The following is a 23,913-nucleotide window of genomic DNA, read 5'->3' on the forward strand; positions in this document are numbered from 1 at the left end:
TGATCCGGGGTCCAGTTGCGGAGTGGTTGCGAGGCTCAGTGGTCGATGGATGCCGGCCTGCGCCGGCATGACGGAAGGGGGATGCCCGAGATCAGTGCGTCCCAACATCCACTGTCGTCATCCCGGACTTGATCCGGACACGGAGGCGGGGACGCCGAAGTGAGCAATCGTTTTTTGATTGACCCACAGGGAAGGCGCCTTGGCGCCGTGTTATCCATTAAAAACGGCCGCGCTATTGGCGCGGCCGTTTGGGGGTGAAACGTTGTGAGCGGTTTATCCGCAGCGTCAGTTGGTTGCTACATCCGCCGAACCATTCAGCCGGAAAGGCACGGATTCGATAAACGGCTTGATGCCTACGGCCTGGTAGAGCTCATCGGGGCGATACAGGTTTTGTCCCTCGATCACCAGTACCGAACGGCGCAGGGCGGTGATGTCTTCCAGTGGGTTGCCGTCGAGTAACACCAGGTGGGCTTTCTTGCCCACGTCCACGGTGCCGCTTTCACCGAGCGCGCCGACTACTTTGGCTGGTTCGATGGTAGCGGTGCGCAGGACATCGGCATTGGGGATCCCGGCCTCGGCATAGAGCTCCAGCTCCCGCAGCAGGGTGAAGCCGGGCAGGCCATCGGTGCCGGCGACCATGGGTACGTTGTGCTCATGAAGTTTGCGCAGCATGTTGAGCAGGGCGGCGGAACTGTTGTTGTAGTTCTCTCGGTGCTCTGGCTCGATATTCAGCCAGCTGCCGACCAGGTTGCGGCGGGCATCGACCGGCAGATGGTCGGCCACGGCCTGGTATTCCGGGTCCAGCTGGCCGGCCTTGCCCTGAAGCAGAGAGCGGAATACAGTCACCGTGGCATCGACCACCGTGCCCTTCTCCGCCAGCTTATCCAGAAACGCGGCGACCTCCGCGCTATCCAGGTCGATCTCGTGACCGTGCTCTCCGACTTCGGTAAAACGCAATTTCTTGCGGGTATCGATGGACCCCATGAAGTTGAGGAACAGCATATTGATATGCTGGATTTCGTCGAAGCCCGCATCCACCGCCTCCTCGGCGGTCATGAACGCCGGGATATGGCCGCTCAGGCGCATACCGCGCTTGTGGACATGCTCGGCAAGGGGCGCGATCCACTCCGGTTCCATGGAACTGTAGGTTTTGATCTGCATATAGCCGCGGTCGGCATACCAGTCTGCAGCGGCTTTGGCTTCCTCCAGACTCTTGACCGTTTTGCCCAGCCGCATCGCATTTTCACTATCGCGATCGATAAACCCGGCCCGATAGATCGGGCCGCCGATTACCTTTCCTGAATCGAACAGTTCTTCTGTGCGCATGATTTTTTCATGCGCATTGCCGATGTCACGCACGCTGATGACGCCGGCGGCCATGTTGAGCAGGCCGTGCTCGGGGCTCATATGGCCGTGCATGTCCCACAATCCCGGCATCAGGGTCATGCCGCGCGCATTGATACGGGTAACACCGGGAAAGCGAATCGGCTGCAAGCTGATACGGGTGATCTTTCCGTCTTCGATCAACAGGTGGCGATCGCGAAGCAGCTCACCCTGTTCAACGTCGACGATGTTGACGTTATTGATCAGTATCGGGGTTTCAGACTGGTGGGTATGTTTGCTCGCCAGTGATTGCAGGTATTCGTTGCCGGCCTGCATCTCCCGCTCTTTCAGTGGTTGCAGGTGGGACTTGTCCCAGCCCTTTCGCAATATGGCGAAAAAAGCTATGTCATGTGAGGCGAACAGGTCTCCTTCTTCATCGTACCAGGCGAGAAAGGGGGTGAAGTCGAGCCCGCTGACGCCATACAGGTAGATGGTCTTTTCCATGTCCCCCTGTTTAACGGTGCGCTTGTCCAGCTGCTCCAGCTGTGCCTGCCCCTGGGGTAGCAGCTTGAGCGTATGCCCGGGGCTCGCCAGCAGCGCCTTGGCCAGCTGGGCTTTCATGGCGATGGTAGGGTTCTTGGGGACAAAAAACCGGGATGCGGAGGACTTGGCACTACCCCGTTCATCGCTGCCTTTCCATTCAGCCAGCCCATCGGCGAGGGTGAAGGTCTCCTCCACCGGTGCCCCGCCGGGACTTATACCCTTTATATGGATAAATGTGGGAATACCCTTGGGGCCAAGCTCAAACTCCTCAGTCATCTTGATGCGCCGGTTGTTCCAGCCCAACTCTAATGTTCCGGAAACGCGATTGTCCTCGCGAGTGATCACCTCGTGTCCGGCGACACCTTCTGGATCGTAGAAGACGTATTCGATGGTTTCAGCGGAGAGTTTGGACGCCCAAAGAAGCAGGGCGGAAGTGAGTACCACAGCGAAATTCAGGAACTTCATGGTGGTTACCTTTTATGTATCGGTTTTTAGCCGAACAATCCTGAGGATTTTTTGAGGGGGCGACAATGGCATCTGGTGACACCTGGATACTTTGGCACCATTTACAACGTAAACAGTGATTTGGCCGCCAGTGATTCCAGATTCGGACGCTGAGCAGCGATGCGGTGAGTGAGGTTCGGGTTATGCAGCGTGGCCGGCAGGCAAGTGTGTAACCGGCTTCCCGTTTGTGAGGTGAGAAGCCGGTGCAATCGGTAGGGTTACTGCGCGTAGCAGTCGCGGGTCATATTTTCGACGTGGTCCTTGTGCACGATCACGTCGTCTTCGATCCGCACGCCGCCGAAGGGGCGCAGGGTCTCGACCTTGTCCCAGTGCACCTCATTGGCCAGGTCGCTGTCTTTCAGGTCCGCCAGCAGGCTGTCAATGAAATAGAGCCCTGGCTCAATGGTGAAGACCTGGTCCGCCTCGATGGTACGTGAGGTGCGCAGGAACGGATACTGTTCCGGCGGCGGGATGATACCGCCCTCCGGCGCGGTCTGGTGACCGCCCACGTCGTGCACCTGCAGGCCGAGGAAATGCCCCAGGCCGTGGGGCATGAAGGGTCGGGTCAGGCCGCTTTCCACTGCGCTCTCGGCGGAAGACTTGATCACGCCGAAGCGGTTCAGCAATTCTCCCACCTTGTGGTGGCACGCCAGGTGCAGGTCCGGATAGGGCAGGCCGGGTTTGAGGCCGGCTACCAGCTCCTGTTCTTTCTCGTCCATGGCCGCCACCAGTTCCGCGTATTCACCATCGCGGTAGGCGTAGGTGCGGGTGATGTCTGCACAGTAGCCATTGCAGTCGGCACCGGCGTCGATCAGGAAGCTGCGGCGTTCCGTTTCCGGCAGGCGCTCGGTGTTGAGGTGGGTGTAATGCAGGATGGCGGCGTGCTCGTTCAGGCCGACGATATTGCCGTAGGGCATCTGGTTTTCGCCCTGGCCGGCGGCCTTCATATAGGCGAGGTTGATCTCGAACTCGCTGGCACCGTCGCGGAAGGCGGCTTCGGCGGCGCGGTGGGCCTTCACCGCGATACGGTTGGCCTCGCGCAGGCAGGCCATCTCGTACGGGCTCTTGTAGGCGCGCGCCCAGTGCAGCCGGTTCAGCAGTTCTTCCGGGTTGGGGGTGCCCAGTGGCCAGTCATCCAGGCCGTCGGTCTCACCGATAAAGGCGGCATTTTCCGCGCTCAGGAACTGCCTGGCATCGGCGGGCTTGCTCAGCAGTTCGATGTCGTACTCGTCGCTCCAGAAGGTCTGCGGGGCGGGCGGCACGTAGTGCCAGAAATCCACCGGGCGGTAGAACAGCAGTTTGGGCTTGTGCCCGCGGCGGTAGATCACCCAGCTGTGCGGGTTGTCGGTAACCGGCACCAGCGCTTTGAACTGCGGGTTGACCCGGAACGGGTAGTAATTGTCGTCGAGGAACTGGACCCTGGGCTTGCCGCTATACACGTTGAGCGTCTCGAAACCGCACTGCTCGAGAATGTCGTCATAGCGGCTCTTGAGTGTGGCGAGATGTTCGGAATAGAGGTGCTTGTCCATGGATTTCCTCAATCAGTTGCTCTCGCGCGGCGAGGCGGTGTGAATCAGTCAATCCGGTTAGTGTATAGTCTGGTAATCCACAACTCCCAGTCATTTGGCCTGAATTTTTGCCATGGAAAAGAAGATACTGCTGACAGATTGCCCGGACGCCCAGGGGCTGATCGCGAAGATCACTTACATCTGTTACAAGCACCAGCTGAATATCACCAAGAACGATGAGTTCGTCGATCGCGAGCAGGGGCGCTTCTTCATGCGCACTGCGCTGGAGGGCAACTTCAACGACCAGACCCTGCTGGAAGACCTGGACATGGTGCTGCCCAAAGGTGCCGAGCGCCGGCTGGTACCCAGCGGTAAAAAGCGCCTGGTATTACTGGTCACCAGGGAGGCCCACTGCCTGGGCGATATCCTGATGCAATGCTTTTCCGGTGCCCTGGACGTGGAGATTGCCGCAGTGATCGGCAACCACGGCGACCTGGGACCGCTGGTGGAGAAATTCGATATCCCATTCCACCACCTGCCGGCGGAGGGACTGACCCGCGAGCAGCACGAGGAACAGGTGATGACGCTGGTGGACCAGTTCGCACCGGATTACCTGGTGCTGGCCAAATACATGCGGGTGCTGACCCCGGCATTTGTGGCCCACTACAGTGGGCGTATCATCAATATCCACCACTCATTCCTGCCAGCGTTTATCGGCGCCCGCCCTTACCAGCAGGCCTACGAGCGCGGGGTCAAGATCATCGGTGCCACGGCCCATTTCGTGACCGACGATCTGGATGAGGGGCCGATCATCGAACAGGATGTGATCCCGGTGAACCACGGTTATTCTGCAGAGGGCATGGCCGCGGCGGGGCGCGATGTGGAAAAATCCGTGTTGAGTCGTGCCTTGCAACTGGTACTGCAGGAGCGGGTATTTATCCACGGCAACAAGACCGTGGTATTCAAATAGCGCGGCAGCAGCCTGAGAAACAGGCGGGTTCAAAAAGAGCATCGGGAGAAAACAATGATAAAAATCCAGCGCCTAACTTTTTTCGGCCAATTCTTTTCCGGCCATCTGTGTTTCGGCCGCGGCCTGCTCGCTATCACTTTGCCGACGTTATTGCTGGCGGGTTGTGCCAGTGAACCATCTGCTCCCATCCCGGGGCTTTCCGAGACTTTTCACACCGAAGTGGCTGCCAATGGTGCCAAGCGCTTTACCTATTCGCTGGAAATGCGGCGCGCCGATGTGCCCCGCCCGGTAACGCGGGAAGATATCAATCGCGCCCGCATGCAACAGCAGACCATGCTGCGTACCGGCCAGCGCCCGCGCGGACCGCAGGTGGATGAAATGGCGTTCAACCGCGCCCTGAACCAGAAACTGACGGAGACCGGTTTCTGCCGTGACGGCTTTTTCGAGCTGGAGCGGACCCTGTTTGTGGGCGGCGGTGAAGTGCGCGGTGAATGCCGGGATGGTGCCAGACGCTAGGTGGCCGCGGTAACGGACGGCTCCCCGTTGGAACAGCGCGGCAGGATCAGCAGCTGGGACGATGATCGCGGTTTCGGCTTTATCCAGCCGGATGGCGATGGTCCGCGGGTGTTCCTGCATATCAGTGCCTTCGAGCGCAGGTCGCCGCGACCGCAACAGGGCATGGCTGTGAGGTTTCACCCGGGCGTGGATGCGCGTGGCCGGCCGAGGGCGAAGAGCGCCCGCCCCGCCAGCTACCAGCCCAGCCTGAACCGCAGCGGGCGCCAGCGCCGCCGTGCTTGGTGGATCGTCGCTGCTTTTTTCGTTGTACTGGCGGGGCTGTCGCTGGCCGGTCGTTTGCCCTGGTCCACTCTATGCCTCTACGGGGTCCTCAGCCTGTTCACCCTGTTGCTCTACCTGCGGGATAAGCGCGCAGCCCAGCGGGGGCACTGGCGCACCCCGGAGCAGACCCTGCACCTGCTGTCGCTTTGCGGTGGCTGGCCCGGGGCGGCCCTCGGCCAGAGCTACCTGCGCCACAAGTCCAGCAAGACTTCCTTTCGCGTTGTCTACTGGCTGACGGTAGTCCTGAACCTGGCAGCCCTAGCCTATGCACTCACGCCGGAAGGGAGGGGCCTGGCCCATCAATTGGATGATGGCCTGATGCAACTCCTGGAGTCTATTGCCCGCGAGCTATAGGGAGCCGGTGTGCGGGGAGTGATGTTTACTTTCCGTGACCGACCCCATGCTTACCGCCGCTCTCTCCACCCACGCCGCTCTCCCCACCCACGCCGTTCTGTTCACCCGCTTAGTGGATGCCCTCCCGCTGCCTTGAGGGAAACATCTTTCGAAGAAACTCTTGATCCGCATCACCTGCGCTGACGTAGTCAGCAGACGTGGTTTGGGCCGCACATGTTTATATGGGGCCCTGAGATTTCAAATGATAAAAGGTAGCTGAATCGATGTTGGACCAGTACAACCCGCTTCTGGTGGGCCTCTCCTATGTTGTTTCCGTTCTGGGCTCATTTGCTGCGCTGCAACTGGTCACGGCAATTCCGGAGGCGGTGACCGGCGCTGACCGACGCCGGGCTATCCTGCTCGCCGGAGTGGTGATGGGCGGTGCGGCGATCTGGTCCATGCACTTTATCGGCATGCTGGCACTTGAGACCGATATGCCGATGGCCTACGACATCCTCGGTACCCTGGGATCGGTCGTCATTGCGGTGGCGGCCTGCACGCTGGGTCTCGCGATTGCGGGTACCGGCCAATTCAATTTCGACAAACTGTTGCCGGCCTCGGTGTTCATGGGGCCGGCGTGGCGGGCATGCACTACGGCGGCATGGCGGCCATGCTGATGCCTGCGGAGATCCGATACGACCTGAACATCATCATTATCTCGGTCGTGATTGCGGTGGTCGCCGCCGGTGCAGCGCTGTGGATGGCCTTCCAGATGCGCGGGCGCTGGCAGAAATTCGGCAGTGCCCTGATCATGGGGGTGGCAGTCTGTGGCATGCATTACACCGGGATGGCGGCCGCGACTTACAAGATGACCTTCGAGGCGCCAGTTGCAGGGTTTGCCGGCGCACTGGGTGGTGAATATCTTGGAGCTGCCTCTGTGGTGATCGCGATCATGGTGCTGGTGCTCAATGTCTGGGTTGCGCGCTGGTATCGGCAAAGGCCGGTTATTCCGACCTGAGGAGCAGTGCTCACTGCCCGCTCCCGAGGGCGGCGAGGCGTTGTCTTCGCCGTCCACTTCTTTATTTGATGCTGGCCACGGAGCGGTCTCACGCCACGCAGACGCGAATTCCCCCGCAGTCGCAACGACTGGACGTTGTTTTCTTCCCCCTTCCTCTCTCCGGCAGGTTTTGGCGTAGCCGCCTTCTTTTGCTTAAAAAACAACCGTTACACTCAAGGGAGGCTATGGAGGGTCGCGTCTTGAGAGGTTTTCTACGCGGGAGCTTGGTGGTAATTAGCCTGCTTGCGCTGATCGCATGTGGAGGAGGCAGCAGCGGTGGCAGCAGCAGGAGCAGCGCTGCCGTGGCAACCAGTAGCACTGCGGCAGCGCCGGCGATCCAGACCGGTGTGCTGGCGGAGGTTGTCATCGCCGGGCTGGCCTATCGCACGGAAACCCGCTCGGGTATCACCAGTGCGGCGGGGGAGTTCTCCTATGTCCGGGGAGAGACCGTGCAGTTTTTCCTCGGCGATACCCCCATCGGCTTTGCCGTGCGGGCGCAGGAGCGTCTGCGCTTTCTCGATCTGTTTCCCGATGTGCGCCTCTACCGCAACTTCAACCAGTTGCGTGCTCTCTACGGCAGTGCGCCGTTTTCCCGTGAGCGGATCGAGTTCAATCGCTTCCATAATACGCTGTTCCTTTTGGAGGCTTTCGACCGGGACTCGGACCTGAGAAATGGCATCGAGCTAGATCCCGGGGTGCGGGACCTGCTGGATAACGTCCTGTTCGATCTGGAAGCGGAAGCACTGGATTTTGCCCGCCACAATATTCCCCTGATTTACTTCCGCAACCGAGCCGATGCGTTGGGGCTGGTCGACTCCGGTGCGGTGGTCGATACCGGTATGGTGCTGGATGCCTATTACGAGGCCGTCGGCCTGGTGAGCGGTTTCTATGTACCGGTGTTCAAGAGCCGCGACTTTTTCGTCGACGAATTCCTCGATGAATTCGAGCGTCTCACCTATGACGATGACGGCAATATCACCGAGCTGATTACCGACTCCGATCGCGAGATTCTGCGGCGAGTGTCCCGCTTTGCCACTTACGATGACTTCGGGAATATCCTCACCTGGAGCTTCGAACCCGATGCCTTCCTGGTGGATGACGAGTTTGCCGAGTTCGAGTACGACAGTGCAGGCAACCTGATCAGCCTGCGGGAGGATCTAGACGGCAATGGTGCATTCGATCGGGTGCGGAACTGGGCATACGATTTCGGCGACCGCTTTTTCTCCATTGCTTACTCCGGGGATGGTGATGGCGATGGTGTGTTTGAAGAGGCGTTCACGGTGGAATACCAGCTGGATGAGCGCGGCCGGTTGCAGAGCGTGCGGCGTGATGACGAACTGCTGGCGGAATTCACCTTTCAGGAGAACGGCCGCACCGCCTCGGAAATGATTTTTTCTCCGCGCACCGGAGATTTTTTGCGGGTGATTGAGTTTGATGAGTCGGGCAGGGTGTCTTCCTTGCGCCGGCGGATCGGTGATGAAGGGGAGGGGCACTGGGACTTTTTTTACGGCTCCCGGGATAACCTGGTACGAGCGCGGTTTACCCGCAGCGGGGCTTTATTCGTCGACTACCGCATCCTGGTGGAATGGGAGTACGACATCCGCGGCAATCTCGTCCTCTATACCGTCGACCTGAGGGAGGACGGCGATATCGACTTTTCCCGCGAGTACATCTACGACGATGACGAACGCCTGGTGCGCGAAGTGTGGTTCGAATTGGCCGGCGACATCCGCACCGCTGTCTTCGAGGTGGCCTATGCCTACGATGTGGATGGACGCCTGGTCCGCAAGGTGCAGACCAACCTGCTGGCCTCAGCGCCTCTCTTGCCCAGTTCCGATGTGGTTGCGTTTATTTATGGCTATGACGAACGCGGCAACCTGGTCTCCGTGATCCGCGATGATGGCAACAATGGCTCGCTGGAAGTTGAAAAAGCGTTTGAGCTGCGACGCGAGAACTGGCGGGCGGCGCTGCTCTGGTTAGAAAAACCCTCGGTCTATTCCTTCTCACCCTATGAAGAATTGCCGAGCAGGCAGGCACTGCGCCGGCGGTTGCGCGCGGATTTTGAGACCGAAGAGCCGTTCGAACGCCGGTTGCAGTTCATCCTCCGCAACGACGAGGAGTTCCGCTGGCTGAGCGGCCTCGAGGTCATCAGCATCAATTGCGAAACCCCGTATGCGCTGGAATTTTTCAATACGGGCGAGGTGATCCTGCGCGATCGCTCTGATATCCGCACGGAGGGAATTCTTCTCACCTGGTTCTGGCAGACTCGGGATGAGATAGTGATCGAGGACAGTGGGCTGGAGTACCGCTTCCGCCTGCGGCGCTACCCGGAGATCCCGCAAATCTACCCGCCGGGTGCCGGGCCGGACGGTAATGTGGTCAAGCTGGAACCCCTGGAGTTCTATCCGCTGCCTTACGCCTGTGACTACCGGGCGAGGTCGGAGGAGCGCAATTTCTGGCCGGTCTGGCGTGGCGACCGGGACCTGATTCGCTGGTGACCGGCCATCTGGCTGTCACCTGCTTCAGGCAAGGACAATCCCTGTCGTCCCCTTGGCCGCATTTCCGCAAACAGTCTTTCGATTGGCGCGTAAATCCGCATTGATTTTACCAATCAAAAGTCCTCATTTCTTAATTTTTTGTGATTTTTGTCCGCCAATTGATCCCTTTTGTGGATTTCAATAGGCTGCGTATCACGACCTCAGCCAGCTTGGGGTATTGCTCCTGTCATCCGCGGCTAATCGCTGGCCGCAAGCCACAACACGGGAGCATTGGCTGGCACCCGGGGAACAACAACAAAAGATAATAGGATGAGAGCTCATGAAGACCTACTCACTCAAGCCGTTGTCACTGGCCGTTGCCGCCGTGCTGGCAATGCCGGTGACGGCTTTCGCACAGGAATCCAGCGAGTCACAGGCCGCCGATGACCGTCGCATGGAAGAGGTGATCACCACCGGTACCCGTGTGGAGGGCCTGTCTCCCACCGAGACACTGTCCCCGGTCGATGTGCTGGGCGGTGAGAATCTGTCCGACCAGGCCAGCTTTGACCTGACCGAGTCCCTGGCCAAGATCGCGCCTTCGTTCAATACCCAGCGCTTCCCGATCGCGGACGGCACCGCATTTATCCGCCCGGTGACCCTGCGCAACCTGTCCCCGGACCAGACCCTGGTACTGGTGAACGGTACCCGCCGCCACCGCTCTGCGCTGGTGAACCTGCAGATCGCGCCGCTGGGCACCGTCAACCAGGGCGCCCAGGCGGTGGATTTTGCCGCGCTGCCCTCCGCTGCCATTGAGCGGGTGGAAGTCCTGCGTGATGGCGCTTCTGCCCAGTATGGTTCCGACGCCATTGCCGGCGTGGTGAACGTGATCCTGAAGGACGATGCCGAGGGTGTCAGTGTCTCCGCCCAGACCGGCGAATACTTCGAGGGCGACGGCACCCGCACCAGCCTGGCCGCCAACGCCGGCTTTGCCCTCGGTGACCAGGGCTTTGTGAACACCACCATCGAGCACTCCACTGCCGAGAAGACCTGGCGTGGTGCCGCGCGCCCGGATGCCGAGTTTGTCGGCAGCGTGGTGGGCGTCGAGAACGTGCCCCTGGACGGCCTCGGCCAGCGCTGGGGTGACCCGGACGTGGAAGCGCTGAAACTCTTCGTCAACACCGGCTACGACCTGGACAATGGCGTCGAGCTGTACGGTAATGTCGGCTACTCCAAAAACGAGACCATCTCCGACTTCTTCTACCGCGGCCCGGTACTGGACCCGCAGTATGAATTCGGGGCCCGTGCGACCCTGCAGGCGGATGGCGACGGCGACTTCATGCCCGACCCGGCACCGCAGTCACTGATCGATTCCATCACTGCCCAGGGCCTGAACCCGGCGGACTACCTGGTGGCAGATGCCAGCAGCGCCAGCGGTTTTGTACTGCGCAACCCGATCTACACCCAGTTCCCGGGCGGTTACAACCCACAGTTTGGTGCCGACATCACTGACTTCTCCGCGGTGTTCGGCGCCCGCGGCGAACTGGCTTCCGGCATGAGCTGGGACCTGCGCGCCCGCTCCGCGGAGAATGAGGTGTCCTATGTGCTGAAGGACTCCATCAACCCGAGCCTCGGTGCCCTGTCGCCGACCACATTCAACCCGGGCACTCTGACCCAGGAAGAGACCAGCGTAAATGCGGATTTCGTGCAGCCGATCGAGCTTGCCGGCCTGGCATCGCCGCTGAACGTCGCCTTCGGGGCTGAATGGCGCGATGAAACCTACAAGGTGGGGGCCGGCGATCAGGCATCCATTGCCGTGGGTCCGACCGCTGCCGTATTCGGTGTGGGCTCTGACGGCTTCCAGGGTTTCCCCACCGAGGCCGCCGGCAGCTTCAGCAGTGAGAGCATGGCCGCTTATGTGGACCTGGAAACTGACGTCACCGACAAGCTGACGGTCGGCGCGGCACTGCGCTTCGAGGACTACGATGCGTTCGGCTCCACCTCCGACTGGAAACTGTCCGGTCGCTACGACTTTAACGAGCGCTTCGCCCTGCGTGCCACTGCCAATACCGGCTTCCGCGCGCCGACCCCGGGCCAGGTGAATACACTGAACGTCACCACCACGGCGGATGCCAGCGGCAACCTGATCCCCAACGGTACCTATCCGGTGGACAACCCGGTGGCCCTGGCGCTGGGTGCCAAGCCGCTGACCCCGGAAGAGTCCACCAGCTTCACCCTGGGCGCGGTGATCAACCCGCTCGATAACACCAGCGTGACCTTGGACTACTACCGCATCAACATCGACGACCGCCTGGCGCTGCGTAACAACACCATTGGTGCCGGCGAAGTGGCACTGCTGGAAGGTGCCGGTGTGGAGAATGCGGCCCTGCTGCAGGGCAGTAATGCCAACTTCTTCGTCAATGCCTACGATTCGGAAGTGAGTGGTATCGATATCGCCGTGACCAGCGACTTCGAAGTGGCGGGCAACCTGCTGGTGGTGGACCTGCGCCACAATCACAACCAGCAGGAAGTGAGCAGCGTGGCCCCGAACACCATCAACGATTCGCGGGTTTACGACCTGGAGAATCAGGTGCCGAGCGACCGCACGACCCTGACTTTCAACTACGACACTGGCAACCTGTTCAATGGTTACCTGCGTCTTAACCGCTACAGCGGCTGGGAGTCTACTTTCGGCCTGTTCGGACCGGGTGATGCCTCAGATGCCACCAGCTATGGCAGCGAGATCCTGGTGGATGTCGAGGCGACCTTCACCCTCGCCGACAACTACAAGGTGTCTGTCGGTGGTGAAAACATCTTCGACACCCTGCCAGACGACGAGGCCGACCCCACCCTGCAGTTCCTGGGTGTCCGCCAGTCCCTGACTTCACCGTTCGGGTTTAACGGCGGCTTCTGGTATCTGCGTGCCAGCGCGGAGTTTTAAGGGATAGCCGCCCATCGACTGTCTCCCCCGGGGCCATCACTGGTTTTCCGGGGGAGATGAAGGATGGCGAACCCGCGGGTTCGCCATCCATTTTGGAGTGTTTATAGACCCCGCCATTCCTTCTAAGCAGGTCCGGTGGCGACAGAGCGCCACGACCTGCATTTCGAAAACGCATAAATACATCCCTGTAGCTCCGTCGGGTACATCCCTGTACCCGACGGTTTCGAAATGTAGGTCGTGGCCCTCTGTCTTAATCTCTTGCTGCGGGATTTTGTCCGCAGCCTGAGGCCGGCACAGGTTGCCGGCTTTTTTGTGCCTGTGTGCCGTGTCATTGCCGTCGGCCGGGAAATGGGCGATGCTAACCGATCACGGCAGTACCCTCACCAATACAACTATCCAACCCGGGGGTGATGGCAATGCAGGGTGTTACTTCTGGCGCCTATCCGGCGTCTGGTGTCGGGCCGCGGGAAATTACTGAGGCGCCTGCGGTAAGGGCCGGTCGGCTGGTATCGGTGGATTTTGCCCGCGGGCTGGTGATGGTGCTGATGGCGCTGGACCATGTGCGGGATTTCACCACTTCCGCCCGCTTTGCGCCGGAAGACCTCAATGAAACCTCCCCGGCCTATTTCTTCAGTCGATGGATTACCCATTTCTGCGCCCCACTGTTCGTGCTGCTCGCGGGAATGAGTGCTGGCTTTATGCGCGCAAGTCGCTCCCCGGCGGAGCTGAGCCTGTTCCTGTTTACCCGTGGCCTCTGGCTGATTTTCATCGAACAGACGGTGATGGCCTTTGGCTGGAGTTTCATTCAGCCGCAGGGGTACGCGCTGGTGTTGACGACACTGTCGATGATCGGCTTCTGCATGATCTCCATGGCCGCGTTTATCCATCTTCCCCGCCTGCCATTATTACTGCTGGCCCTGGCCATGATCTTCGGTCACAACCTGCTGGACGGCCGCTTGCCGATGCCCGAGGAGGGTTTCCCGCCGCTCTGGTATGGATTACACGAGGATATTTTTACCAGCGTTGCCGGTGTTCCGTTGGTGGTCGTTTATCCGCTGCTGCCGTGGCTCGCTGTGATGCCCCTGGGGTACCTGCTGTCGGACTTGTACCGGGCGCCCGCAGAGACGCGCCGCAACGTACTGGTTGGCCTTGGTGTCGCTGGCGTGGTGCTGTTTCTGGTGTTACGCGGTTGGAACCTCTACGGTGATCCGGTCCCCTGGCAAACACAGTCGACCTTTGGCATGAGCCTGGTCGCTTTCCTCAATGTGGAAAAGTATCCGCCTTCGCTGCTGTACCTGCTGATGACGCTGGGGCCGGGGCTGCTGTTGCTGGCCTGGAGTGAACGGTTGCGCGGACCGCTGGTAGAAGTCATCAACACCTTCGGCAGGGTTCCCTTCGCGTACTACATACTGCACATTTACATTGCGCATGCACTGGCGCTGGTGATCGCCGAGTGGCAGGGGCTTGGCTGGCAGGTGGCAGCCGGTGGCTGGTGGACACTGCCGGAGGGGTTCGGGTTGCCGCTGCCGGTGGTCTACCTGCTCTGGCTGGCTGTGGTCGCCCTGTTGTACCCCTTCTGCCGCTGGCTGGCTGCAGTGAAGGCGCGGCGCAAGGACTGGTGGCTGAGTTACCTGTAAGAGACTTTTCAGTGAGATAAAAAAAATGGCGAGCCGAAAGGCTCGCCATTTTTCGTTTCAGGACCGGGCTCAGTCCATATAGCTCTCTACCGGCGGGCAGGAGCAGATCAGGTTACGGTCGCCGTAGACGTTGTCGATACGGTTGGAGCCGGGCCACACCTTGTGGTGCTTGAGCCACTCCGCCGGGCGGCCTGCCACGTCGCGGGAGTAGTTGTGCGGCCACTGGTCGGCCATCACGTCCTCGAGGGTGTGCGGGGCGTTGTGCAGCGGGTTGTCGTCCGCACTGTAAACACCGTTGGCCACGTCTTCCACTTCCTTGCGGATGATGGTCATCGCCTCGATAAAGCGGTCCAGTTCTTCCTTGGACTCACTCTCGGTGGGCTCGATCATCAGCGTACCCGCTACCGGGAACGACATGGTCGGCGCGTGGAAGCCGAAGTCCATCAGGCGCTTGGCAATGTCTTCCTCGGTGATGCCGCTGGCTTCTTTCAGCGGGCGCAGGTCCACCAGGCACTCGTGGGCGATGAAGCCGTTGGTGCCGGTGTAGAGCAGGGAATAGTGCTCGGAGAGGCGCTTGGCGACGTAGTTGGCATTCAGGATCGCCATCTCGGTGGCCTGCTTCATGCCGGTTTTGCCCATCATGCGGATATACATCCAGCTGATCGGCAGGATGCTGGCGGAGCCCCAGGGCGCCGCAGAAATGGTGCCGTTGGCCGGGTCGGTTTCCGGCACGCCGGTCACCGGGTGGCCCGCCAGGTAGGGCTTCAGGTGTTCGCCCACGGCGATCGGGCCCATACCCGGGCCGCCGCCACCGTGGGGAATACAGAAGGTCTTGTGCAGGTTCAGATGCGAAACGTCGCCGCCGAACTTGCCCGGTGCGGCCACGCCGATCAGGGCGTTCATGTTGGCGCCGTCGATGTACACCTGTCCGCCGGCCTGGTGAATCAGGTCGCAGATATCGCGGATGCCTTCCTCGAACACGCCGTGGGTGGACGGGTAGGTGACCATCAGCGCGGCGATGCGGTCGCCGTGCTCTTCCACCTTGGCCTTCAGGTCGGCCATGTCCACGTTGCCCTTGTTGTCACAGGCAACGACCACCACCTTCATGCTCACCATCATGGCGGATGCCGGGTTGGTGCCGTGGGCAGAGGCGGGGATCAGGCAGATATCGCGCTGGCTCTCGCCCCTGGCCTCGAAGTATTTCTTGATGGCAACGAGGCCGGCGTATTCTCCCTGGGAGCCGGCGTTGGGCTGCAGGCTCACGGCGTCGTAACCGGTACAGGCGGCCAGCATCTGCTGCAGCTGCCTGAACATTTCCCCGTAGCCCTCGGCCTGGTTTGCGGGCGCGAAGGGGTGCAGCTTGCCGAACTCCGGCCAGGTCACCGGGATCATCTCCGCGGTGGCGTTGAGCTTCATGGTGCAGGAGCCCAGCGGGATCATGGAGTGGTTCAGGGCGATATCCTTGGACTCCAGGGTCTTCAGGTAACGCAGCATCTCCGTTTCGGAGTGGTAGGTATTGAAGACTGGGTGGGTCAGGAACTCGGTATCACGCACCAGGGATGCGGGCACACCCTGCGGGCCCTTGGCGGCGATCTCGCTGTCCAGCGCGCGCAGGTCCATGCCGTGCTCACCGCCGGTGAAGACGGTCAGGATGTCGGAGACATCGTTGAGGCGGGCGGTTTCGTGCAGGCTGATGCCCAGCTTGTCTTCGCCCACCTTGCGCAGGTTGATCTCTGCATCCAGGGCGCGCTGGTAGATGGCATCGCGCTGGTCGCCGGCGACGACGGTGAGGGTATCGAACCAGGTGTCGTGATTCAGGTTGAAGCCCTGCTTTTTCAGGCCGGCAGCGAGGATGTCCGCCAGGCGCTGGATGCGCGCGGCGATGGTCTTCAGCCCCTCGGGGCCGTGATAGATGGCATAGAAGGCGCTCATCACGGCCAGCAGTACCTGTGAGGTACAGATGTTGGAGTTGGCCTTCTCGCGGCGGATGTGCTGCTCGCGGGTCTGCATGGCCATGCGCAGGGCGCGCTTGCCTTTGCTGTCCACGGATACGCCGATGATGCGGCCCGGGGCGGCGCGCTTGTAGGCCTCGCGGAAGGCGAAGAAACCGGCGTGCGGGCCACCGTAACCCATGGGGATGCCGAAGCGCTGGTTGCAGCCAACCACCACGTCAGCGCCCATTTCGCCCGGCGCCTTGAGGGAAACCAGGCTCATCAGGTCGGCGGCGACGGTAACCAGGCCGTTGGCCTCGTGCACTTTGGCAATCAGGTCGGTCAGGTCGCGCACCACGCCGGTGGAACCCGGGTACTGGAACAGGGCGCCGAACAGCTCGGCAGGCAGGTCCTTTTCCACGTCGCCGACGACGACGTCAAAGCCGAAGTGCTCGGCGCGGGTCTTGACCACGGCGATGGTCTGCGGGTGGCAGTCGGCGTCGACAAAAAACACATTGGACTTGTTGCGCTTCACCTGGCGCTTGCACATGGCCATGGCTTCTGCCGCGGCGGTGCCTTCGTCGAGCATGGAGGCGTTGGCCAGTTCCATGCCGGTCAGGTCCATGATCATTTGCTGGAAGTTCAGCAGGCCTTCCAGGCGACCCTGGGCGATTTCCGGCTGGTAGGGGGTATAGGCGGTGTACCAGCCCGGGTTTTCCAGCACATTGCGCAGGATGACGTTGGGCGTGATGGTGTCGTGGTAGCCCATGCCGATGAAGGTGCGGTAGATCTTGTTGCGCTTGGCCAGGCCGCGCAGCTCTGCCAGTGCCTCTTCTTCATTGATGGCGTCCGCCAGGTCCAGCGCATCGGTCTTGCGGATGGATGCGGGTACAGTCTTCTCGATCAGTTCGTCGAGGGTGCCGACACCGAGGGTCTCCAGCATCTCTTTCACCTGGGCCTCATCCGGGCCGATATGGCGGTGAATAAATGCGTCGTGTCGTTCCAACTGCTGAAGAGATGGCTGGGTCATAAACTTCGTTCCTGTATCGCAGGGAATAGTCGCTGGAATTGCGCTCGGTGCCGCGTTGGGGCACCGGGTAAAAATAGCAGAGCGCCCCGGGATTCCCGCCTTCCGACATGCCCGCAGAGGGGGCAGTGGGCGCACTCGGGAGGGGCCTGCAGCCGGGTCCGGGAACCGGCCCTGGCGTGTCGCTCTACCGAATGCCAAAACGGCGGTGACCGTGGCGCCCGGTCGAGCCGCGCGCATCTTAGCAACCGCACGCCCGCCGGGCAATCTGGCTGTAATTGGCGTTGAAACTGCTGGAAATGCGGGGTTGCTGTGATAATCGTCCTCAAAGTACGGGGATACCCGGATTTTATGTCACAGCCTGGCGCCGCCGCCCACGTGGCACGGCTTTTCACCCGACATGGGGTGTGAAAACTGCGCGTGGTTCCCCCGTGGACTATGGTGAAAGGTACCCGCGGTGTTTGTAGTTGGCTGTCTTCGCGGGAAGCCGAATAAGGATAATTGGCAGGGCAGACGCCGATAGCCAGCAGGGATTGCGGGACTCTTCACCATGGCGCAAAGACTCTACATCGCCAGTGACCAGCTGATGGTCTTCCACCTCCAAAATGTTCTGGAACAGGCGGGCATTTCCGCGCTGATGCAGAAAGCGGCCGTCGATGTGCCGGAGGAGGATGGCGCCCCCCTGGCCTGGTACTCCGAACTCTGGGTGCTGCAGGATGGCCAGCTGGCCGCCGCGCGGCGTCTGCTGGAACTGTTCCTCGCCAGCGAATCGGCCGATGAGCCAGACGCGATACCAATCCTCCAGCGGCATCCCCCCTTTCCGCCCTCGGCGCTCAATGCGGAAATCGCCTGACGAAATCTTCCCGCCGTGATCGTGTGGGAGGCAGCCCGCGAACGGCAGCCCCCCCGAGGCAACCCCTGCAAACGCAGCGATCAGAGACAGTGATCAAAGAAAGGGCGCGATGGCCCGCGCCAGCTGCTGTTGCAGTGATTCCTTCCCGACTATCCCCATAGCGGTGAGCCGCGACTTGTCCAGCTGGCAGTCACGCGGGCGCGGCTGCTCGAAGCTGGGCGCCGGGTCCGGGGTCAGGTGGCCGGCGTCGAGGCCGGCGATGTTGGCGATCTTCAGCGCCAGTTCGTAACGGGTGCAGGCGGTGTCGCCGCTCCAGTGATAGATACCCGAGAACTGTTCGCCATCCATCCCCATGGCCAGGCACTGCGCCAGCACATCCGCCACCTCCTCCACGGAGGTGGGAAAGCGGACCGCCCAGTGATCGATTGCCCGGGGCGTCGGATCCCGCAGCGTCTCCAGCAGGGCAGTGACGCCCGACTCCCCCGGTTGCTGCACTGGGCCGAACAGCAGCGGCAGCCGCAGTACCCAATGATTGCCACACTCCAGCACCGCCTGTTCGCCGGCCAGTTTGCTGCGGCCATAGAAGTTCAGCGGGTTGGGTGTGGCGTCCACGGCATAGGGCGGGGCGGTGCCATCGAAGACGTAGTCGGTGGAGATGTAGACCAGCTGCGTGCCCGCCTCCCGGCACAGCGTGGCCAGTGACGCGGTGGCATCGACATTGAGCTGCCAGCTCTGCTCCGGCGCGGCGGCGCAGCGATCCGGCCAGCGCTCGGCAGCGCAGTGGATTAGCACGTCGGGCCTGGTCGCGAGGAGAGCTTGCCGCACAGTGCCGGGGTCGATGAGATCCAGTGACAACAGGTCATTGCCAGCGCGGGAATAGGCCGTGCCGGTGACGGTAAAGCGGGAATCGGCGCGGAGGCGGGCGAGGACGCTGCGTCCCAGCAGGCCGGAGGCGCCGGTAACGAGAATATTCATGGGCGGGGCTCCGGCATCGGGGGCGAGGGTATCAGTGGAGGAGTTACTGGCGCAGCCGCGAAGGCCGCACCAGCAGGGTGGGGCGGCGTGCCCTTACATCTTCTCCATCACTTCGATACCGAGCAGGTCCAGGCCGGTAGCCAGGGTACGGGCCACCAGGTCGCAGAGGCGCAAGCGGCTCTGCCTGTCTTCCTCGCTCACGCCTTCCTTCAGCACCGGGCAGACCTCGTAGAAGGCCATGTAGGCGCTGGCCAGGTCGTACAGGTAGGTGCACAGGATGTGCGGATAGGTATCGCGGGCCACCTGCTGCAGCACTTCGCCAAACTGGCACAGCTTGATGGCCAGGGTGCGTTCCTCCGCAGTCTGCAGGCGGATGGCGCCTGTCAATTCGGCGGGTTCCACGCCGGCGCGGCGGAAGATGCTGCGCACGCGGGTATAGGCATACTGCAGATAGGGAGCGGTGTTGCCCTCGAAGCTGAGCATGGAATCCCAGTTGAAGACGTAGTCGTTGGTGCGGGTCTTACTCAGGTCGGCGTACTTCACCGCGCCGATACCCACTTTGCGGCCGATCTCGGCACAGGCTTCCGCATCCAGCTCCGGGTTCTTCTCCGCCACCAGCTTCTGTGCCCGCTCGATGGCCTCATCCAGCAGTGCGGCCAGTTTCACGGTGCCGCCGGTGCGGGTTTTGAACGGCTTGCCGTCGTCACCCATCATGGTGCCGAAGGCGCAGTGCTCCAGGGAAACGGATTCCGGCAGGAAGCCCGCCTTGCGCGCCGCGGTAAAGGCCTGCTGCAGGTGCAGGGACTGGCGCGCGTCCACCACATAGAGGATGCGATCGGCGTGCAGCTGGTTGGCGCGGTAGCGGATGGCGGCCAGGTCGGTGGTGGAGTAGAGGTAACCGCCACCTTTCTTCTGGATGATCATGGGGCTGGGGTTGCCTTCCTTGTCGGCCATTTCCTCGAGGAACACCACTACGGCCCCTTGGTCGCGCACGGCGATGCCTTTCTCCAGTAGCTCGTCCACCAGCACCGGCAGGTCCTCGTTGTACTGGCTCTCGCCGTAGACATCGCTGCGCTTCAGGGTGACGTTGAGCTTGTCGTAGATCTCTTCACTGTGGCTGATGGAAATATCGATGAACTGCTGCCACAGCTTCAGGCACTCGGGGTCGCCGCTCTGCAGCTTCACCACGTAATCGCGGGCGCGGTCGTCGAAGCCTTCCTCATCGTCGAAGCGGATCTTCGCCTCGCGGTAGAACACTTCCAGGTCGGCCAGCGCCACCTCGGCATCGTTGTTTTCCAGCTTGTCGGACAGGTGCGCCAGCAGCATGCCGAACTGGGTGCCCCAGTCGCCCATGTGATTCTGGCGCACGACTTTATGGCCCTGGAATTCCAGCAGGCGCGCTAGGGCGTCGCCGATGATGGTGGAGCGCAGGTGGCCGACGTGCATTTCCTTGGCCAAGTTCGGGTGGGAGTAGTCGATCACTACCGTCTGCGGCTCGCCCTCGGCGGAGATATTGAGGCGGGAATCGCGCTCGGCAGCCTCGAGCCGGTCTGCCAGCCACTGCTCGCTCAGGTGCAGGTTGATAAAGCCGGGGCCGGCGATCTCTGCCTTTTCGATCATCTCGCCCTTGTCCAGCTGCTCGACGATCTTGGCGGCCAGCTCTCGCGGGTTGGTGCCCATGCGCTTGGCCGCGGCCATGGCGCCGTTGGCCTGGTAGTCGCCGAAGCCCGCCTTCTTGGCCGGGGCGACCACAGGACCGCACTCCTCGGGGATACCGGCGGCGATCATGGCGGTCTGGACTTTATCAGAGAGGAGCTGGCGAATGTTCATAGGGGCGATGCTGCTTTGATTCGTGGAAACGCGGAATTTTAATGGGCCCCGGGGGCTTTGCAACCGGCGCGGTGCCGGCGGCGCCGGTGAAGGGCGGGCGCCGATGGTATGATGCCGACAACGATAAAGGGGGACCCGTGAGCGCAACCACACTCTACTGGCACGATTACGAGACCTGGGGCACCGACCCGGGCGCTGACAAGCCATCCCAGTTTGCCGGCATCCGCACCGACGAGGACCTGAACGTCGTTGGTGAACCGCTGATGCTCTACTGCAAGCCCGCGGATGACTGCCTGCCGCAGCCGATGGCGAGCCTGGTCACCGGTATCGCCCCCCAGCGGGCGCTGGCCGAGGGTGTACCGGAACTGCAGTTTATCCGCCGCATCCTCGACGAGCTGGGCGCGCCCGGCACCTGCGGCGTGGGCTACAACAGCCTGCGTTTCGACGACGAGGTGACCCGCCATACCCTCTACCGCAACCTGCTCGACCCTTACGAGCGTGAGTGGCGCTCGGGCAACAGCCGCTGGGATATCATCGACATGGTGCGGCTCACCTATGCCCTGCGGCCTGAAGGGATCCAGTGGCCCGAGAAAGAGGGCGGCGTTCCCTCCTTCCGCCTCGAGGAATTGACCGCGGCCAACGGCATTGCCCACGAGGGCGCCCACGATGCGCTGTCCGACGTGCGCGCCACCATCGACATGGCCCGCCTGATCCGCGAGCGGCAACCCCGCCTGTACGATTATGTGTTTCGCCTGCGCAACAAGCGCGAGGCGGCGGCGATGATCGACCTGCAGGCGCGCAAGCCGTTGTTGCACGTATCGGGCAAGGTGCCGGCCAGTCAGGGCCATCTCACCTATATCCTGCCCCTTGGCGCCCACCCGGTGAACCGCAATGCCATCATCGCCGCCAACCTCGCCATGGATCCGGAGCCGATCCTGAACCTGGAGGCGGATGCCTTGCGCGAGCGCCTTTACACCGCACGGGACAAGCTGGGGGAGGGGGAATTGCCGGCGGGGCTCAAACTGATACACCTGAACCGCTGCCCGATCCTGGCGCCACCGAATATGCTCGATGACAACCGCGCAGCGGCACTGGGCATCGACAAGGCCGCCTGCGAACGACACTGGCAAACACTGCGGGATGTGGACCTGCGGCAGAAGCTGCAGCAGGTGTTCGCGGACGGGGATTTCCCGCAGCGGGATGTGGAGGCGAGCCTGTACAGCGGTTTCCTCTCCGACCCGGACCGGGATCTGTGCCGGCAGCTGCATCGCGCGCTGGAGAGCCGCGGGCCGGAAGCCCTGGCGGCGCCGGTCCCCTTCACTGACAGCCGCCTGCCGGAACTGCTGTTCCGCCTGCGTGCGCGGAACTTCCCCGAGACGCTTGCCGCCGAAGAGCAACAGCGCTGGCAGGAGTGGCGCTACCGCCGGCTGACGGACCCGGCTGCCGGGGCCAGCATTACCCTGGAGCCTTACTTCGAGCAGATTGCTGCACTGCGGGAGCAATACCCTGACAAGTCAGGCCTGCTGGATCAATTGGAAGCTTGGGGTGATGGGTTGTTGGCTTGACGATCGACTGGCGGAGACCTGGAGTAGTTGGCGCCCGGTGTTGGCACTTTTGCTGATGGCTATGGCCGGAGGTACTGGTCAGGCCCCGGGGCGAGCCCGATGCCCGGCACCCCTCGCAGGACACGCTGTAAATACGTCCATGTAAGCTCGGCGTCGGCATCCATGCCTCCGACGGTCCTGCGAGGGGCGCCGAACACCGTGCTCTTAAGTTCTGAGCTCGACTTCCTTTTCCGCAACCACTGACTCTAGAGTGGGAGAAAAGGGAGATGGTTGCGAAGCTAAGGGCCTGGTGCCGGGGGCGGTTTTGCGAGACTGTCTGCGAGAGGGACCTCGTAGACAAGCCTACAGGGATGTATGCACGGCGTGTCTCGCAAACCCGCCCCCGGCGGCAGGGCCGCCCTGAACTGGCTTAGTGGCACCTCCAGGCACCCCGTCCCCTGCCCAAGTCACCCTAAACTGCATCAATATCAGGATGGGCCGCGGCCCGTTTTCCAGTAGAATGCGCCCCGGTCAAGCAAGCGCCAGCGGGCGCAGTCATTGGAGCAGTGATGGACTTTATCGGAGCCAACATCCTTTCAGTCGGCCAGTTCGAGCGGGCCGATATCGACCGGGTCTTCCAGGTGGCCGACACCATGGGGCCCTATGCGCGCCGGGAGAAAGTGACCCGGGTGCTGGAGGGCGCCATCCTCGGCAATATGTTCCTGGAACCGAGCACCCGTACCCGCCTCAGCTTCGGTGCCGCCTTCAACCTGCTGGGTGGGACCGTACGGGAAACCGTGGGTATCACTGCCAGCGCCATGGCCAAGGGCGAGTCCCTGTACGATACCGCCCGGGTCCTGTCCGGCTACAGCGACGTGATCTGCATGCGCCACCCGCAGGCCGGATCCGTGGCCGAGTTTGCCGCTGCCAGCCGGGTGCCGGTGGTCAACGGTGGTGACGGTGCCAACGAACACCCCACCCAGGCTCTGCTGGACCTGTACACCATCCGCAAGGAACTCGCCGGTAAAGGCCGGACCCTGGACGACTTCCGCATCGCCATGATCGGCGACCTCAAGCACGGCCGCACGGTGCACTCGCTGTGCAAGCTCCTGTGCCTGTTTGAGAAAGTGCACCTGACCTTTGTGTCGCCGCCGGAGCTGGCCATGCCGGCAGAGCTGGTCGAGCAGCTGCGCGCCGTGGGTCATACCGTGGACGTCACCGACCAGCTGGAGTCCAGTATCTCCCACGTGGATATCGTCTACTCCACCCGCATTCAGGAAGAGCGCTTTGCCTCCCAGGAAGAGGCCAACCTGTACCGTGGCCGTTTCCGCCTGAACCGGGAAATCTTCACCCGCCATGCCCAGCCCAACACCGTGATCATGCACCCGCTGCCGCGGGACAGCCGGGCCGAGGCCAACGAGCTGGACACGGACCTGAACGAGCACCCGAGCCTGGCAATCTTCCGCCAGACCGATAACGGCCTGCTGGTGCGCATGGCGCTGTTTGCCATGCTGCTGGGGGTCGAGGACAAGGTGGACGACTACGCTCGCCCGGTGACCTGGCAGAGCCGCCGCACACCGATCTGATCTGTTCTTTGGTTGTGCCCACCGTCGCGTTGCTGATTCC

16 protein-coding genes are annotated in these 23,913 nt (G+C 61.9%); 11 read left to right on the top strand and 5 right to left on the bottom strand.

Annotation, left to right across the window (positions count from 1 at the left end):
- Positions 1-285: 285 nt before the first annotated feature.
- Positions 286-2,331 (bottom strand): amidohydrolase family protein, encoded by a 2,046-nt coding sequence (locus tag LVD12_RS08870; protein ID WP_237067338.1) that lies wholly within the window; start codon positions 2,329-2,331, stop codon positions 286-288.
- 257 nt (positions 2,332-2,588) lie between these two features.
- The gene (pepQ, locus tag LVD12_RS08875; RefSeq protein ID WP_237067339.1) at positions 2,589-3,899 is read right to left on the bottom strand and encodes a Xaa-Pro dipeptidase; all 1,311 of its coding nucleotides are present in this window, start codon (positions 3,897-3,899) and stop codon (positions 2,589-2,591) included.
- 112 nt (positions 3,900-4,011) lie between these two features.
- Here pepQ and purU point away from each other — a divergent pair, with 112 nt between their 5' ends.
- The 8 genes from purU to LVD12_RS08915 all read left to right on the top strand — a co-directional run bounded on the left by purU (position 4,012) and on the right by LVD12_RS08915 (position 14,127).
- Positions 4,012-4,848 carry a formyltetrahydrofolate deformylase gene (gene purU / locus LVD12_RS08880; RefSeq protein WP_237067340.1) on the top strand — a complete coding sequence of 279 codons (837 nt, stop codon included), beginning with the start codon at positions 4,012-4,014 and terminating at the stop codon, positions 4,846-4,848.
- A gap of 54 nt (positions 4,849-4,902) precedes the next feature.
- Positions 4,903-5,364, top strand: coding sequence for a hypothetical protein (locus tag LVD12_RS08885; protein ID WP_237067341.1), 462 nt, complete (start codon positions 4,903-4,905; stop codon positions 5,362-5,364).
- The gene (locus tag LVD12_RS08890; protein WP_237067342.1) at positions 5,365-6,039 is read left to right on the top strand and encodes a DUF1294 domain-containing protein; all 675 of its coding nucleotides are present in this window, start codon (positions 5,365-5,367) and stop codon (positions 6,037-6,039) included. It abuts the gene before it with no gap.
- 263 nt (positions 6,040-6,302) lie between these two features.
- Positions 6,303-6,695: an MHYT domain-containing protein gene (locus tag LVD12_RS08895; protein ID WP_237067343.1), complete on the top strand. Its 393-nt coding sequence runs from the start codon at positions 6,303-6,305 to the stop codon at positions 6,693-6,695.
- Entirely contained in the window at positions 6,665-7,036 is a 372-nt protein-coding gene (locus LVD12_RS08900) for an MHYT domain-containing protein (RefSeq protein ID WP_237067344.1), read from the top strand. Before LVD12_RS08895 ends, LVD12_RS08900 begins: the two co-directional genes overlap by 31 nt.
- 341 nt (positions 7,037-7,377) lie before the next feature.
- The gene (locus LVD12_RS08905; RefSeq protein WP_237067345.1) at positions 7,378-9,573 is read left to right on the top strand and encodes an RHS repeat domain-containing protein; all 2,196 of its coding nucleotides are present in this window, start codon (positions 7,378-7,380) and stop codon (positions 9,571-9,573) included.
- Between the two features lie 319 nt (positions 9,574-9,892).
- Complete coding sequence (locus tag LVD12_RS08910; RefSeq protein WP_237067346.1) at positions 9,893-12,490, top strand: TonB-dependent receptor plug domain-containing protein; 2,598 nt, start codon at positions 9,893-9,895, stop codon at positions 12,488-12,490.
- A 416-nt stretch (positions 12,491-12,906) separates the two neighbouring features.
- Entirely contained in the window at positions 12,907-14,127 is a 1,221-nt protein-coding gene (locus LVD12_RS08915) for an acetyltransferase domain-containing protein (RefSeq protein ID WP_237067347.1), read from the top strand.
- Positions 14,128-14,196: 69 nt separating this feature from the next.
- On the opposite strand, the gene gcvP is transcribed toward LVD12_RS08915, so the two are convergent.
- Positions 14,197-17,088 (bottom strand): aminomethyl-transferring glycine dehydrogenase, encoded by a 2,892-nt coding sequence (gene gcvP / locus LVD12_RS08920; RefSeq protein ID WP_237067348.1) that lies wholly within the window; start codon positions 17,086-17,088, stop codon positions 14,197-14,199.
- Between the two features lie 547 nt (positions 17,089-17,635).
- On the opposite strand from gcvP, the gene LVD12_RS08925 reads away from it, so the two are divergent.
- Positions 17,636-17,938, top strand: a complete 303-nt coding sequence (locus LVD12_RS08925) for a hypothetical protein (protein WP_237067349.1) — start codon at positions 17,636-17,638, stop codon at positions 17,936-17,938.
- A 93-nt stretch (positions 17,939-18,031) separates the two neighbouring features.
- On the opposite strand, the gene LVD12_RS08930 is transcribed toward LVD12_RS08925, so the two are convergent.
- Positions 18,032-18,913, bottom strand: a complete 882-nt coding sequence (locus tag LVD12_RS08930) for a dTDP-4-dehydrorhamnose reductase family protein (protein ID WP_237067350.1) — start codon at positions 18,911-18,913, stop codon at positions 18,032-18,034.
- A gap of 93 nt (positions 18,914-19,006) precedes the next feature.
- On the bottom strand, positions 19,007-20,743 hold the full coding sequence (argS, locus tag LVD12_RS08935) for an arginine--tRNA ligase (protein WP_237067351.1): 1,737 nt from the start codon (positions 20,741-20,743) through the stop codon (positions 19,007-19,009).
- A gap of 137 nt (positions 20,744-20,880) precedes the next feature.
- Between argS and sbcB the strand changes: the two genes are divergently transcribed.
- Both sbcB and LVD12_RS08945 read left to right on the top strand, forming a co-directional pair.
- Positions 20,881-22,308, top strand: a complete 1,428-nt coding sequence (sbcB, locus tag LVD12_RS08940) for an exodeoxyribonuclease I (RefSeq protein ID WP_237067352.1) — start codon at positions 20,881-20,883, stop codon at positions 22,306-22,308.
- A 548-nt stretch (positions 22,309-22,856) separates the two neighbouring features.
- On the top strand, positions 22,857-23,873 hold the full coding sequence (locus LVD12_RS08945; RefSeq protein ID WP_237067353.1) for an aspartate carbamoyltransferase: 1,017 nt from the start codon (positions 22,857-22,859) through the stop codon (positions 23,871-23,873).
- The last annotated feature ends 40 nt before the right edge of the window (positions 23,874-23,913 follow it).

Origin of the sequence: Microbulbifer guangxiensis (assembly GCF_021729075.1) — a bacterium.
GTDB lineage: Bacteria > Pseudomonadota > Gammaproteobacteria > Pseudomonadales > Cellvibrionaceae > Microbulbifer > Microbulbifer guangxiensis.

Excerpts from the sequence above, each read along its gene's own strand:
- pepQ (WP_237067339.1), bottom strand. The coding sequence starts at position 3,899 with ATGGACAAGCACCTCTATTCCGAACATCTCGCCACACTCAAGAGCCGC.
- LVD12_RS08945 (WP_237067353.1), top strand. The coding sequence starts at position 22,857 with ATGGACTTTATCGGAGCCAACATCCTTTCAGTCGGCCAGTTCGAGCGG.
- LVD12_RS08915 (WP_237067347.1), top strand. The coding sequence starts at position 12,907 with ATGCAGGGTGTTACTTCTGGCGCCTATCCGGCGTCTGGTGTCGGGCCG.
- LVD12_RS08910 (WP_237067346.1), top strand. The coding sequence starts at position 9,893 with ATGAAGACCTACTCACTCAAGCCGTTGTCACTGGCCGTTGCCGCCGTG.
- LVD12_RS08895 (WP_237067343.1), top strand. The coding sequence starts at position 6,303 with ATGTTGGACCAGTACAACCCGCTTCTGGTGGGCCTCTCCTATGTTGTT.
- LVD12_RS08900 (WP_237067344.1), top strand. The coding sequence starts at position 6,665 with ATGCACTACGGCGGCATGGCGGCCATGCTGATGCCTGCGGAGATCCGA.
- LVD12_RS08930 (WP_237067350.1), bottom strand. The coding sequence starts at position 18,913 with ATGAATATTCTCGTTACCGGCGCCTCCGGCCTGCTGGGACGCAGCGTC.
- purU (WP_237067340.1), top strand. The coding sequence starts at position 4,012 with ATGGAAAAGAAGATACTGCTGACAGATTGCCCGGACGCCCAGGGGCTG.
- argS (WP_237067351.1), bottom strand. The coding sequence starts at position 20,743 with ATGAACATTCGCCAGCTCCTCTCTGATAAAGTCCAGACCGCCATGATC.
- LVD12_RS08925 (WP_237067349.1), top strand. The coding sequence starts at position 17,636 with ATGGCGCAAAGACTCTACATCGCCAGTGACCAGCTGATGGTCTTCCAC.
- LVD12_RS08885 (WP_237067341.1), top strand. The coding sequence starts at position 4,903 with ATGATAAAAATCCAGCGCCTAACTTTTTTCGGCCAATTCTTTTCCGGC.
- gcvP (WP_237067348.1), bottom strand. The coding sequence starts at position 17,088 with ATGACCCAGCCATCTCTTCAGCAGTTGGAACGACACGACGCATTTATT.
- LVD12_RS08870 (WP_237067338.1), bottom strand. The coding sequence starts at position 2,331 with ATGAAGTTCCTGAATTTCGCTGTGGTACTCACTTCCGCCCTGCTTCTT.